Source organism: Algoriphagus locisalis, assembly GCF_900116615.1.
Classification (GTDB): Bacteria; Bacteroidota; Bacteroidia; order Cytophagales; family Cyclobacteriaceae; genus Algoriphagus; species Algoriphagus locisalis.
On record NZ_FPBF01000001.1, the window covers coordinates 410372 to 424022 of the forward strand.

General features: G+C 41.6%; 14 protein-coding genes. 4 read left to right on the forward strand and 10 right to left on the reverse strand.

Annotation, left to right across the window (positions count from 1 at the left end):
* Nucleotides 1–152: 152 nt before the first annotated feature.
* Nucleotides 153–1257, reverse strand: a protein-coding gene (prfB, locus tag BM386_RS01775; protein ID WP_211482872.1) for a peptide chain release factor 2 whose coding sequence is annotated in 2 segments (ribosomal slippage) — nucleotides 153–1205 and nucleotides 1207–1257 — 1104 coding nt in all. Because the reading frame shifts where the segments join, the coding sequence is not laid out codon by codon here.
* Nucleotides 1258–1322: 65 nt separating this feature from the next.
* On the reverse strand, nucleotides 1323–1829 hold the full coding sequence (locus BM386_RS01780; protein WP_091691348.1) for a hypothetical protein: 507 nt from the start codon (nucleotides 1827–1829) through the stop codon (nucleotides 1323–1325).
* A 472-nt stretch (nucleotides 1830–2301) separates the two neighbouring features.
* Between BM386_RS01780 and BM386_RS01785 the strand changes: the two genes are divergently transcribed.
* Nucleotides 2302–2688 carry a GreA/GreB family elongation factor gene (locus BM386_RS01785; protein ID WP_091691349.1) on the forward strand — a complete coding sequence of 129 codons (387 nt, stop codon included), beginning with the start codon at nucleotides 2302–2304 and terminating at the stop codon, nucleotides 2686–2688.
* A 57-nt stretch (nucleotides 2689–2745) separates the two neighbouring features.
* On the opposite strand, the gene BM386_RS01790 is transcribed toward BM386_RS01785, so the two are convergent.
* The 8 genes from BM386_RS01790 to BM386_RS01825 all read right to left on the reverse strand — a co-directional run bounded on the left by BM386_RS01790 (nucleotide 2746) and on the right by BM386_RS01825 (nucleotide 10804).
* Nucleotides 2746–3813 (reverse strand): branched-chain amino acid aminotransferase, encoded by a 1068-nt coding sequence (locus BM386_RS01790; protein WP_091691350.1) that lies wholly within the window; start codon nucleotides 3811–3813, stop codon nucleotides 2746–2748.
* A gap of 37 nt (nucleotides 3814–3850) precedes the next feature.
* Nucleotides 3851–4402, reverse strand: a complete 552-nt coding sequence (locus BM386_RS01795; RefSeq protein WP_091691351.1) for a cob(I)yrinic acid a,c-diamide adenosyltransferase — start codon at nucleotides 4400–4402, stop codon at nucleotides 3851–3853.
* A gap of 59 nt (nucleotides 4403–4461) precedes the next feature.
* Nucleotides 4462–5178 carry an ABC transporter ATP-binding protein gene (locus BM386_RS01800; RefSeq protein ID WP_091691352.1) on the reverse strand — a complete coding sequence of 239 codons (717 nt, stop codon included), beginning with the start codon at nucleotides 5176–5178 and terminating at the stop codon, nucleotides 4462–4464.
* 100 nt (nucleotides 5179–5278) lie between these two features.
* On the reverse strand, nucleotides 5279–8026 hold the full coding sequence (locus tag BM386_RS01805) for a tetratricopeptide repeat protein (RefSeq protein ID WP_139235828.1): 2748 nt from the start codon (nucleotides 8024–8026) through the stop codon (nucleotides 5279–5281).
* Between the two features lie 17 nt (nucleotides 8027–8043).
* Nucleotides 8044–8331: an Asp-tRNA(Asn)/Glu-tRNA(Gln) amidotransferase subunit GatC gene (gene gatC, locus BM386_RS01810; RefSeq protein WP_091691354.1), complete on the reverse strand. Its 288-nt coding sequence runs from the start codon at nucleotides 8329–8331 to the stop codon at nucleotides 8044–8046.
* On the reverse strand, nucleotides 8322–9059 hold the full coding sequence (locus BM386_RS01815; RefSeq protein WP_091691355.1) for a lysophospholipid acyltransferase family protein: 738 nt from the start codon (nucleotides 9057–9059) through the stop codon (nucleotides 8322–8324). Before BM386_RS01815 ends, gatC begins: the two co-directional genes overlap by 10 nt.
* Nucleotides 9052–9426 carry a globin domain-containing protein gene (locus BM386_RS01820; protein WP_091691356.1) on the reverse strand — a complete coding sequence of 125 codons (375 nt, stop codon included), beginning with the start codon at nucleotides 9424–9426 and terminating at the stop codon, nucleotides 9052–9054. The genes BM386_RS01815 and BM386_RS01820 overlap by 8 nt, the downstream gene beginning before the upstream one ends.
* A gap of 22 nt (nucleotides 9427–9448) precedes the next feature.
* The gene (locus BM386_RS01825; RefSeq protein WP_091691357.1) at nucleotides 9449–10804 is read right to left on the reverse strand and encodes an NfeD family protein; all 1356 of its coding nucleotides are present in this window, start codon (nucleotides 10802–10804) and stop codon (nucleotides 9449–9451) included.
* Between the two features lie 145 nt (nucleotides 10805–10949).
* Between BM386_RS01825 and BM386_RS01830 the strand changes: the two genes are divergently transcribed.
* The 3 genes from BM386_RS01830 to BM386_RS01840 all read left to right on the forward strand — a co-directional run bounded on the left by BM386_RS01830 (nucleotide 10950) and on the right by BM386_RS01840 (nucleotide 13635).
* On the forward strand, nucleotides 10950–12122 hold the full coding sequence (locus BM386_RS01830) for a DPBB and LysM peptidoglycan-binding domain-containing protein (RefSeq protein ID WP_091691358.1): 1173 nt from the start codon (nucleotides 10950–10952) through the stop codon (nucleotides 12120–12122).
* A 191-nt stretch (nucleotides 12123–12313) separates the two neighbouring features.
* Nucleotides 12314–12868 (forward strand): hypothetical protein, encoded by a 555-nt coding sequence (locus BM386_RS01835; RefSeq protein WP_091691359.1) that lies wholly within the window; start codon nucleotides 12314–12316, stop codon nucleotides 12866–12868.
* Complete coding sequence (locus tag BM386_RS01840; RefSeq protein WP_091691360.1) at nucleotides 12868–13635, forward strand: TIGR02757 family protein; 768 nt, start codon at nucleotides 12868–12870, stop codon at nucleotides 13633–13635. Before BM386_RS01835 ends, BM386_RS01840 begins: the two co-directional genes overlap by 1 nt.
* Nucleotides 13636–13651: the final 16 nt, after the last annotated feature.

Consider the following 13651-nt stretch of genomic DNA (forward strand, 5'->3'; position numbering starts at 1 on the left):
ATAAGCTGAGCAAATAAAAATGCTTCTGGCACTAGAAGTAAGGCAACTTGAAATTGAAAACTAGGATAAACTTTTGTGAGCTGTAAAAAAGGCCAGGATATTTATCCTAGCCTTGATTGTCAATGGGGAAATGTGCAAGCAACTGCCAACTATTAACTGTCCTTACTCGCCTGCTCCTCACTTTGCGCAAGCAAGAAGGCTTTCATAAACTCATTCAATCCACCATCCAGCACGTGTTGTGTGTCTGAGGTTTCATGTCCAGTTCGGTTGTCTTTTACCAGTTTGTATGGGTGGAGCACGTAATTACGGATCTGGGATCCGAAATCTACCCGCATCTTTGAGGATTCGATTTTTGCGATTTCCGCATTTCTCTTCTCCAATTCCATCTGGAATAAACGGGATTTCAGCATTTGCATGGCTTTTTCCCTATTAGCAAGCTGTGAACGCTCAATCTGACAAACTACCACGATACCTGTTGGCTTGTGTGTCAGCTGAACTTTGGTTTCCACCTTGTTCACGTTCTGTCCACCGGCACCTCCAGATCGGGAAGTATGCAACTCCACATCAGCAGGATTGATCTCGATTTCTATAGAATCATCCACTTCAGGATAAGCATATACCGAGGCAAAAGAGGTATGTCTTCTTCCTCCTGAGTCAAATGGAGAGATTCGAACCAGTCGGTGAACACCCGTTTCAGATTTCAAAAATCCATAAGCGAGCGGCCCTTCAAATTCAAGCGTACAGGATTTGATCCCGGCTACTTCACCGGGCTGCATATCTACTTCCTTCACTTTGTAGCCGTTTTTCTCACCCCACATGATGTACATTCTCATGAGGATCGAGGCCCAGTCATTACTTTCTGTTCCTCCGGCTCCCGGGTTGATTTCCAATACGGCATTCAACTGATCCTCTTCGGAAGAGAGCATTTTCTTGAGTTCCAGTTCTTGTACGGCAGCTTCCGCTTTTACGTACTCAGCTTTCATTTCTTCTTCAGAAACTTCATCTGCGCTGTAGAATTCAAATAAAACGTCGAGATCCTCGATGATTTTATTGAGGGATTCAAATGAACCTGTCCAAGCTTTACGGGCTTGAATCTGCTTCATGCTTTTTTCTGCTTCTTCCGGGTTGTTCCAGAAGTCAGGCTGGGCCGATACGGCCTCTAGGTCTTCTATTTCGGCAATCTTACGATCGTAGTCAAAGATACCTCCTCAAAGCCGATGTGCGGGCTTTCAAGTCTTTCAGTTGTTCTGAAGTCATCTGTCTAGGTTAAAATTAGGGTGCAAAAGTCCGAAAAAATATCTGTTTATGCCAGAAATCTTCGATTAATCCATTCTCATTTGGATGAGCTGGATCTTGTTTCTTCCGGAGTTTTTAAATGTTTTGTAACGTAAAGGAAGCATGGCAAGGCCTGTTCCCAATAATATTCCCGAGGTAACGCCAACTCCTTTGTCGATAGAAAATTCCTGGTCATGGTAGATGCTATTGATGGATTCCGCGCCTAGTAAAATAATTCCTGCACCAAGTGTGAGCATGTTTAAAGCCCTCAGTGTGTTGTTTCGGCGGTCTTTATTACGAATATCCAACTCAGTAATTGATTCTGGCGATAGGATGTTTTCGCTGAGGTAAATAAAGTTTTGGTCAATACTTTCAATCACATCAGTGACGAAGTAGTCAATCTTGGTGCTCTTGTAGGTGATCGTTTCTCCGGGGTAATAACGGATTTGAGATTTTTGCTTTGCTCCTCTTTTAAGAAGAATGAAATCTGTTCCTTGGGCAAAGCTGAAGGGCGATGCAGTAAACAGGAGAAAAAAAACTACTAGGATTTTCATAGCACTAAATAAAAGCAATTTGTACAAAGAATCATTCAGGATCTTATTAAAATTTCGTAAGGCGCGCTTCCTGTTTCAAATGAATTTCACTTTCTGTCACCTAGTCCATTGAGGCCAGGCTTTATCATACGATTCCTTTGGTTTGGATTTTATATCTCAACAAAAGAAACTCAATTGGCGGCAATCCGTATCATTCACTAGTTCAGGCAATAGTTATTTCAAAGCTTACTAGTTCAAACTGAAACTGGATCATTTTGTCAGTACACACATCATATTTTATTCTTGAAACTTTTTCTGCGGTCTTTACATGCAGCGATAGGAAGTGTGTGCATATCCAAAAGAATAAAGCCTTTATTTCTTAGCCCTCTGTAATTTTTAGTATTACGTAAGTAGGGCAATTTTTCCAGACTTATTTTCTACATTTTTATCCGACTTAACCTGTTCGGATTCAATCTTTTAATAAAAAAAAATCATGAAGCCAATACTCACAAAATCCGATTATAATACGATCAAAGATCTGATCTTAGGCACTCCGTCGCATCTTATTACAAAAGAGATTTCCTTGCTTGCCAGAGAAATAGAACTTGCCAAGAAAGTCCCTGATTCTAAAATAGAACCTCAGGTGCTTCGACTCAATTCCTATTTTGAAGTGCAGGATGTAGCTTCGGGTAAGCTGTTGAACTTTCAATTGAGTTTGCCAAAGCTTGCAGATCTAGCAGCCAAGAAACTTTCTGTTCTTTCCCCTTTGGGCGTGGCTCTAATCGGGTTTCAGGAAGGTATGGAAATAGAATGGGCACTTCCTGGAGGATTGAAAAAGCTGAAAATTCTCAGCGTGCGAAACCCTGTTCATTCTGAATGAAAAAAGGGCTGTCTAGTAAATAGGCAGCCCTTTTTTTGAGGATGTTTGGGTCGGGTATTAAATAGAAATGATCCAATTGTGAGGATCTGCCACTTGACCGTATTTGATCCCGTCTAGCTCCGCGAGCACTCTATGAGAAAAAGCATCAGCAGATTTTGAAGGAAGTATGTAATCTTTTCCGTTCACATTAATGCGTTCTACATGAGCAATAGTTGCTGCTGTACCCGTGCCAAAGGCTTCTTCCAAGGTTCCATCTATCAAAGCACTTTCCAGTTCTCCTACAGTCAGGAATCTTTCCTCCAAGGGCTCATTCCAGTCTTTTGCCAGTTGGATAACAGAATCTCTGGTGATTCCTTTTAGGATTGTTCCTGTATTGGTGGGAGCAGTAATTAGTTTTCCGTTGATTTTGAACATGACGTTCATGGTACCGCTTTCCTCAATTTTGCTGTGACTTCTACCATCAGTCCAAAGCAGTTGGTCATAACCAGCTTTTTGCGCCTGACGCGCAGGATAAAGTGACGCAGCATAATTTCCTGCTGTCTTAGCTGCACCAGTACCTCCCTCAGTCGCACGGGTAAAAGTAGTTTCCACTTTTACACTTACAGGTTTGCTGTAGTAATTCCCAACTGGGCAGGTAAGAATGATAAATTTGTAAGTATCTGAAGGCCTAACTCCGATGTAATCATCCATGGCAAACATATATGGTCTCACGTAGAGCGAAGCACCTTTTGCCGTAGGCACCCAATCTCTATCCAAATCGATCAGTTGGGTAAGGCCTTCCATGAAAACTTCCTCAGGAAGCTCAGGCATACACATACGCTCTGCGGATTCATTTAGACGTCTCCAGTTCGCATCAGCACGGAACACCAAAATCTTTCCATCCTCATTTCTGTAAGCCTTCATGCCTTCAAAAATCGACTGTCCATAATGCAAGGTTGCATTTGCAGGATTGATACTTAGCGGGCCGTAAGGTTCAATTCTAAGGTCCGTCCATTCACCGTCTTTGTAATCAGCGACAAACATGTGGTCACTGATCGTGCGTCCAAATACTAAGTTGGAAAAATCTGTTTCTGGTATTCTAGAGTTCTGAACCTTAGTTACCGGTAGGGCAAGTTGTGTCTTCATTGGTTTTGCCTTTAGTCTGGCTGAGCCAGATAGCTGATTATTTATTTCTGGGATTCCAGATTACTTCATTTACGTTGAGTTCCTGAGCCATTTTTCTGCATAGTACAAAAAGATAATCCGACAACCTGTTTAGGTACTGGATGACTAATTCGGAAACTTCTTCCATAGCTGCAAGTTCTGTGACAATTCTTTCGCATCTTCTGCATACTGTTCTGGCTATATGGCCAAAAGATATAGAAGGATGACCACCCGGAAGAATGAAAGAGGTAAGAGGAGTAAGGGGCTTTTCCATTTCATCGATTTGCTTTTCCAGCATCTCAATGTCAGATCCCAACAGATCAGGCTTTTTTACATTGGGCTTGGCAGGGTCTGTAGCCAAATCTGCACCAATGGTGAATAGTCTATCCTGAATTTCTTTGAGCACATCTGCTCTCATCCAGTTGACTTCCTGGTCTCGGAGCATTCCAATATAGGAATTAAGCTCATCTACGGTTCCGTAAGCATCAATTCTCACATCGAACTTTGGAACTCGCGCTCCTCCTAATAGTGAGGTTTGACCTTCGTCGCCCGTTTTTGTATAGATTTTCATCTTTTATCCTTGATCTCTTAGGACAAAAATAAGAATCTATTTGATATTATTTGGGGTGATTAGGCATGCATGGCAATTCCGCGGGTAGGATTCGGATTAATTGTATCCGTTTCTACCAATCCATCACGCAATCTCACAATTCTGTGTGCGTAATGTGCGATGTCATCTTCGTGCGTTACCATGATGATGGTGTTGCCTTTGGAGTGCAACTCGTGAAAAAGCTCCATGATATCGTAAGATGTTTTTGAATCCAAGTTACCAGTCGGCTCATCGGCGAGGATGATACTTGGGTTGTTTACCAAAGCTCTTGCAATTGCGACACGTTGACGCTGACCACCGGAAAGCTCATTTGGTCTGTGTTTGGTTCTGTCACCCAATCCTACGTTTGTAAGTGCCTGAAAAGCGATTTCCTCACGATCTGATTTACTCATACCGGCATACACTAAGGGAAGAGCAACATTTTCCAAACAGCTTGCTCTAGGAAGAAGGTTGAACGTCTGAAATACAAATCCTATCTCTTTGTTTCTGATTTCAGCCAATTCATTCTCCGTCATGTCGGAGACATCCTTTTCATTCAAAATATAACTGCCTGAAGTAGGAGTGTCTAAGCATCCGATGATGTTCATCAAAGTGGATTTTCCCGATCCTGAAGGTCCCATGAAAGCAACATATTCTCCTTTGTTTACTGAAATGGAGACAGATTTAAGTGCTTGGATAATTTCAGCACCCATTTTATATGTTTTGTTTATTTCGTGGGTTTCAATGATTTTCTTCATGGCTAAAGGTTTTGTTAAAGGTACTGGTTTGGTTCGGGAAAAGAATTTTCACTTACACAAAAAACGTTAATGAAAATCAATAGTTCAAGTTCAAAATCGTTTAAAGCTCATCATCGCTAACCCATTGTTTCAAAATCTCTAAGGATTCATCGGCATATTTGTCCAGTCCACTTTCTCTAGCAGCTTTTATTTTTTTAAGCCAAAGGATGGGGTCATGATTGAATTCGGTGGCTGAATTTAAAATTTCATATTGATCCAAAGGATCAGTTTTATTGTGTAATTCACTAATAATCAATGGGCTAAGGTAAGGGTTAGCTATTGGTTCCTTTCCGGAATTAATCCATGAAGTAAATGCATTGACTGATGCTTTATTTTTGAGATCCGGGTTAGCCACAAAAGTTTTCAGATCCTCATTTGAATCGATTTTTCCGGAAATATATTTTTCCAATTCTTTCAGATCATCCGTTTCAAGGCCATGTGCTTTATAAGCAATTAAGCGAATAGCTATGTCCGTTTTTAACTCAGTTTCATCAAGTGTTCGCCATTGGGACAGTAGAGTTTGGGCAAATGATTGGTGAAATCTGCTGATAATTTTTAAGTATTCAGCTGCACTCGGTCCTTCGGCAGTAAGATAAATCGGTAATAACACATTATATTTCTCTCGAATCTCCACAGCTTTTTCCGGCATTCCCGCCAATCCAAAAATGCTCCAGTGGTGGGTATCAAACCCTTGGAATCCTCGCTCTTCAGCTGCGATAAATTCCATTGCGGCTTTTTGGAAATCAAGGTTTTGAGCTAAAATACTTCCTGAGAGTTGCAGGTAATAAGCAGCGTCATTTGGGTTTCTGAATGCCAATCCATTCAGGTTTTTTACCGCTTCGGAGACTCTTCCAGCTGCCAGACTCCGGATCACGGCCGTTTCCTGAAGTGACATGATATAGGCATTCATTTCGGGCGTTTGTCCCAAACTATCCAATAGATTTAGGTCCTTGCTTGGATCATTTCGGTTGATTTCAGTGAGTACGTTTCTCCATCCTGCCGCGATAAGCAAAGGGGAATCCTCTGATTTCAAGTGTTTCTTGATCGATGCAACTAATTCTTCATCAGGAATATTCGCCAGCGCATTGGATGCGGCCAGTTCATTTAGTTGGGAAATCAGATCCGTTTTTCGACTTGTGCTTGCTTCAGGTTTGCCTAATTTGATTTTAAGCGCACTTCGATTGGACAGCAAAATTGCATTTTTGATTTCAGGCTGAGCCATCAGTTCTAAGGCTTCCGTTGTCTTGTTCACCTTAGCGTAAAGCAAACTAAGGTTATTGATTAAATGGGGCTCATTTGGGAAAATAGCCAAACCATTTTCCAAATAATAAATTGCCTCAAAGACCTTATTTTCTTGGTGCAGCCTATCTGCCAACAAGAGGATATTGTCTATCTGTGGAGCTTCGGTAAAGCTCTCTTCCAAATGCTGCTTCGCCAAGGTGGGCTGCTTGAGATCCAGAAGCAATTGAGCGGTGAGGAATTTAGCCTTTGGGTTTTTGCGATAGTGCATCCAGGCATTTTCATATAGAATACTCGCCTCTAGTTTCTTGTCAGCCTGGTAATAATAATCAGCAAGAATATTACTGGTCAAGGCACTTGCCTGAACGCCTACAATTCCGCCCGTGTAGGTAGTTAACACTAGAATTACAATTAATCCACCTATTCTAATATGGTAATAGACAAGTGAGTATGGTTTGTAAAGGATCTTATCAATGGCTTTGCCAGAGTTCATCACCGACACGAAATTTGCCAGTAGGTAAACATAGAAAAACAAGGTAAAACCGATTTGGGAATAGACGAGCAAGTGTTTGAAAAGCTCCTCAGCTGGTTGGTTTCCGGATAGCTTTACCTTCCAAACTAACCAAAGCGCAAGGCCTAACCCAATTAAATGTAATGCCTTTATGACGGCAGGAGTGGAAATCAGTTCATCACTTTGACTGACCTTTTCACCAATAGAAATCCATCCAAAGAGTCCTAATGGAAGGAGTAGGAAAAGGGGAGAGAAGGTGGGAAAAGGAAGCCTGAGTTCGCCCCGCAGCCCCAACAGGATAAAGAATAAAGTGCCTAAATAAATTAATGTTATTAGACTGATTTGAACAGTTATGTTCAGGTTAAGATTCCGGTTTGCCCTAGTCAGCAAAATGTAAATTCCCGAAAGAATGCCGTGACCATTCCAGAATACCCAGGCTATCGCTAGTCCAAATCCTAGGGTAAGGCTATGTTCGGAAAGGTAGATTTCAGGATTGGCAATAGGGCTTTTTGCAATAAGAATAGCTAGAGCTGAAAATGTTCCTACAAAAATTATCAGCCATTTGATAGCCAGATGGATTTTTTGACCCCAAAGATGAAAATAGATCAAAGGAATTAGCGTCCCAGCAAGGAGGATTATCAAGGGGTAATTAGCACTTTGACCTCCTATATTAAGGCCATTGAAATTGCTAAAAGTGAGAAGTATAATCCATATAATGCCTCCGAGGATGAAATAGGCTTTTTTGAATTCAGTGAGTAAAGTCAGCACAGAAACTGCAGCCAACCAAACCAAAAGCGCATAAATGAAGGACTCGGTGAGGTGAATTTCAGGAGCTAGGGCTTTAAACTCCTGGAAAACCAAATAATTATCAACTTTAATCGGGAAGGAGATTGGTCCAATTTGAACCCAGTCAAAAGGAATTGCGATCGTATCCAAAAATGAGCCAGCTTGAATACTGACGTAAGGCTGAGGATCAAAAATCAGATAATACAGCGCAAAAAGCCCTCCCGAAATTATAAATAGGAGGGCTATAATGTTAAATAGGATGGATGTTTTCAATTTCGTTTTCAAGTGGACTATTCCATTACTTTTGGTACGCGGAAGTAGTCTGAGTCTCTTTTAGGCGCATTTTTCAAACCAGCTTCATGGTCTAACTGATGGCCAATTTTATCCTCCCTCATATCGTTTACCTCCGATGACATGGTAGTCAGTGGTTCCACATCGGTCGTATCAATTGCATCCAATTGCTCTACCCAATCCAAGATTTGACTCATGTCTTTGGACATTTTCTCCGCGCTGCTTTCGTCAAATTCCAGCCGGGCTAAATGAGCGATTTTCTTGATGGTATTGATGTCTATTTGCATGAGTCAATGTTGTCTAGTTCGAGTTGAGTTTGAATTACTTCAAAGCATTTTTCTTTCAAAGCATTCTCAGATTCAAAATTCTCTGGAAGTAAAGGCTCATGAAGAACCATTTTTGCAGAACGCCAATGAAGCAAAAGTTTCCCGTCGTCAGGCAAAATTAGATGATTATAGGATAAAGTGACAGGGATAATGGGTATTTGTTTCTCTTTGGACATTCGGAATGCTCCATTTTTAAAGGCAATCATCTCCGGAGGATTTTTCGTGTAAATACCTCCTTCGGGAAATATAATGATACTGCTGCCAGATCCAAGCGCTTGATCCGTTCGCTTCATAGTTTCAGCCCGGCTTTTCAGTCTATCTCTATCAACTGCGATATGTAGGTTTTTGAAATAATAGCCAAAAAGTGGCGCTTTGCGAATGGAAGCTTTTCCAACAAAAAGTACGTCACCTGGAATAAATCCCATCATGGCGATATCCAGATAGCTAAAGTGATTTGCCAAATAAATGTAGGACTTGCCCTTTTCAATCTTGGCATTCCTTTCAATTTTAACTGGTAGAAAAATGCAGGTAAAATATGCTCTTGCCCAATATCGGTTGATTTTCCGGCCATACTTTTTCCAACCTGGAATCCAGATACAAATAAGAATAAATGGAAAAATTATCAGGAAACTAAAAGCGAATATCACTGCTGCATAGATAGAATACAGCCTTGCAAGCAGGTTAATCATGGTTGATCATGTGATTAGCGGCCTTGACAAAGTAAGTCATCATCGCCTCCCGTACATTCTGATCCACCTGGATCTGATCTAGCGCAACAAGCATAGCATTCATCCAATGATCTCGCATTGCGGCATCTATTTTCCATTTGGCATGTCGCATTCGTAAGCGTGGATGTCCTCTTTGCTCAGAATAGGTATCCGGTCCGCCGAAAACTTGCATTAAAAAAAGAAACAGTCGCTCCTCCGCAGGCTCCAGATCTTCAGGATACAATTTTTTCAACGCTTCATTTTTGGAGACTTCCTGATAGAAATGCTTGGTCAACAGGCGTATTTGTTCTTCACCGATCAAGTCGTAGATGGTCTGAGCCGTATTCATGGGGCAAACTTACCAAATTCTATTAAGCCTCCTGTTTTTTTACTTTTAGCGAAGTGCCTTCAGTAGAGATTACTATTATTTTTTCTCCCTGATCGATAAACTCTCCTCGCGAATAAGCATCGTAGATATCTCCGTCTATTTCTATTCTTCCACTCGGTCTTAACCTGGAGTGAACTACCCCAGTCTTTCCATTTAAGGTGTCTGCATAAGATGAAGAAGTGTATCCTTCAGTTCTTTGTTGGGTCGAGGCAAGCGTGATGGTTTTGAATGCGCCCCATTCGTTCACTTTTGGCGTAAGCCAGAAAACTAATCCTACAGATATTATAGCCGCGATGATGACCGTGAGTAAGGCACCGAAAAGGTCCGCTGCTGGGACGAAATCAAAGTTGAAATTCTGGTTTGGGATCATTCCAAGCACTAAACCAGTCAAGATCCCGATAATTCCCAGCACGCCAAAAATCCCAAATCCCGGAATAACGAAAAGCTCTACCGCCAATAAAATTACCCCGATGAAGAATACCAAAATCTCCCAGTTTTCAGCCAAACCATTAAGATAGTAAGGGATGAAATAGAGTAAGACTGCAACTACCGAAGCTAGGATAGGGAAGCCAACACCTGGCGTCTGAAGTTCGAAATATAGTCCGCCAATAATGATTAATATCAAAAAGCCACTTACAGCTGGGTTCAGAAAAAAGGCAATAATCTGCTCAGTAGAAGCGGGTTCATAGGTTATAACGGATGCTTCTCCAAGGTTTTGAGCGATTAGAATAGCTTCGATGGAATCGTATTGACCTTCACAGAATCCGTATTTTTCCGCCTCAGATACAGAGAACGTAATCACAGAACCTGCTTCAGAGATTCCTTTGATCTCGATTTTCTCATCGACCATGGCTTCTGCGATCTTTGGGTCACGGCCTTGTGCTTCGGCTGTACTCCGCATCATGGAGCGCATGTAAGATTGGTATTTGTCAGGAGCTGCCGCTCCATCAGTCCCATTGACCACAGTGGCAGCACCTATGCTGGCGCCGGGGGCCATGTAGATACTATCTGTAGCTATTGAGATCAGCGCTCCTGCGGATGCAGCGTCCTTATTGATAAATACATAGATCGGAATGCTGGAATTTAGGATCAACGTTCTGATCTCATCCGCATCATTTACTGCGCCTCCATAGGTATCCATGTCAATAATTATCAAATCCACAGCCTCTTTTTCGGCTTCCTCAAGTGCCAATTTTACCCGTCGGGTCATGGCTGGATCGATATCCGTATCGATTTTGAAAGTAAAAACCTTCTTATCAATACCTGTATCCGTTTGAGCTAGAACAAATTGAGAAGAAAGTAGGAGGAGAATAAGAAGGGTACTGATATAGGTTTTCATTGCTTGAATTCATGTACGAGTGAGAAAAGATACGAAATACCCGTAAAACAGATTCATTTCTTTTCTAGCATAATTCTTGCGCCACTGGACTTTGGAAATTAATCTTGTATTTCTAATTCGTTTATTCCCAACTCAGTAATTCCCTATGAATAATAGATCACAGTTTTTCTGGTCCTTTCTTCTTGTTTTATCCTTATCTTCTTCTTTGTCAATGGCTTCGGAGCATGCTTCTATCGATTCGGTAGGAGTGACTCGTATCGGAGATCAGTCCTTTATTCTGCATGAAGTAGATCCAAAAGAGACGCTATTTGGTATTTCCCGAAGATATAATTCGCCGGTAGGTGATATAGTTAATGCTAACCCGGTTTTGAAGCAGGGCTTGAAAATCGGTCAAACGATCAAAGTTCCCTTTGTTTCTATGGCCGAGATTCCTGCCGGATCAGTTCTTCACAATGTAGTTCCAGGAGAAACGCTTTTCTCGATCTCAAAAAAATATGGGGTGACTGTGGAAAGTGTGATGAAGGACAATGGGCTGAAAGGAAATGACCTAAGTGTCGGTCAGTCTCTAATTATTGAGCCGGCAGTTCCTGTTTCTGTGGCTAAAGAACCTGCCCCAACAGTTGCAGTCGCAACCAGCACTGAAGTAGTGACTGCGAAAAATGAAGCGAAGGAAAAGCCAGCTAAGAAGGCAGAAGAAACTCCTAAAGTAAAAGAGAAAGCAGAACCAACTCCAAAACCAGCGCCTGTTAAAACTGCAACACCTGAAGAAGCAGTAGAAACCAGCAAGCCAATGGTTCCCGGAGAGTGGAGATCACATACCGTTCAAAGTGGCGAGACACTTTTCTCAATCGCTAGTCAATACTCGGCTCGTGTGGAAGATTTGATTACTTGGAATGCCTTGACATCAAATAATCTTCAGCAAGGTCAAGTGTTGAAAGTAGGTCGCGGAGCAATGCAGGAATCTACAGTTCCCGTAATCGGAACGCCAAGAGTGGTGAATAGTGTAGATGAAATGATGGTGGAGCCTGCAGATGCATCTACTTCTGGAGGATTTAAGAACATCAAGGAAACTGGCCAAGCTGAACTGATTGAAGGAACGGGTGGTCATAAGAAATATCTGGTTCTTCATAGAACTGCTCCGGTCGGCACCATCATGAGAGTGAAAAATGAAGAGAACGATGTGACCATTTTTGCTCGTGTAGTCGGTACGCTTCCTGAAACAGGCGACAATGGTAAGTTGGTGATCAAGCTTTCCCAAGCAGCTTTCGATCAGCTAAAAGCAGTGAATGGAAGATTCCCTGTAGAGGTGATGTATTAATGATGGATGCCCGATGTAGGGTGTCCGATGTAGCTTTGAAAATTAAAAGAGTATAGTTTGTTAATCTAGAGATTCTAGAAAGACCGTCAGAAGTGGCGGTCTTTTTGCGTTTTGAACCTATCATTTGCTCCTCAGGTTTTAAGGATGAATTTTGGTTTCCGCAAAGCCACTGCTAATTTTGCGTTTCCGCTATGAATAAAGTCCAACTTATATTTCACCACATTTTCCGCTTTATCTGGAATCTGATCTTTATCATTTCTTATCCGATTCTGGCGAGCTTTGGGTTGTTATTTATTGGTGTCACCTACTTATTTTCTCTTCTTTCCAGATTTTTAAACAGACTTCGTCCCGAAGGCAAAACCGTGGTTTTAAAAGAATCAGAGTGGGAAGATTTACCATTTTCTAATGAATTGCTGGAAGCCAAACTGATCAAGCATATCGTGTTTGGTCCTTCAGGGTTCAAGTTTAGAAGAAAAGACGGCGTGCCTTCTATTCTTTCTGATTATGTTTTTGGAAAAAAAGTTCGTGTGCTGGAGGAAGGTTTTATCCTCGAAAAATGGAATAGCACTGAATCAAAGGACTTACCGGATTTCGATATTTGCTTATACGATCCGGATGAGGACTCACTGCGCTCCCTTACCAATATCAAATGCTTTGACTGGCATGTTTCGGAAAAAGTCGATAATGAGCTTTGCTTCAAATGGTTTGATGGTACCCAAGGCGGTGAAGTTAAAGTCGCGCTTTAATGCAAAACCTCAAGGATTTTTTAGACGAGAAAGTCGAGAAGTACAATCAGCCTGGGTTTATAATTCTTGATCCAATCTCTATTCCGCATCGTTTTTCCAAAAAACAGGACATAGAAATTTCGGGTTTCTTTGCTGCTATTTTAGCTTGGGGACAGCGGAAAACAATCATCAATAAGTGCGTTGAGTTGTTTGAGATGATGGATAATGCTCCTCATGATTTTTTGCTGAATCATCAGGAAGATGATCTGAAACCGTTTGTACACTTCAAACATAGAACCTTCAATGATGTGGATACGCTGTACTTCATCCACTTTTTAAGTTGGTTTTACAAAACCCATGATTCTCTAGAAGAAGCTTTTCTACTTGGACAAACTGAAGAAATCGATGCTATGGGATCAATTTTAACCAAGTTTCAGGAGTTTTTCTTTTCACTTCCCGATTCTCCACATCGTACACGAAAACATATCGCCACACCTACGCGCAAGGCAGCTTGCAAGCGCATTAATATGTATTTGCGCTGGATGGTGAGAGACGATGATAAAGGAGTCGATTTTGGACTTTGGAAAAGAATCTCACCTGCACAATTGATCTGCCCATGTGATCTGCATGTGGATCGGGTAGGGAGGAAACTTGGGATGATTACCAGAAAGCAAACCGATTGGCTTACTGCTTTAGAACTAACCCAGAAACTACGTGAATTTGACGCAGCTGATCCGGTCAAATATGACTTTGCACTTTTTGGTTTGGGCGTGGAAGAGAAGTTTTAAAAAGAGGTTGAAATTG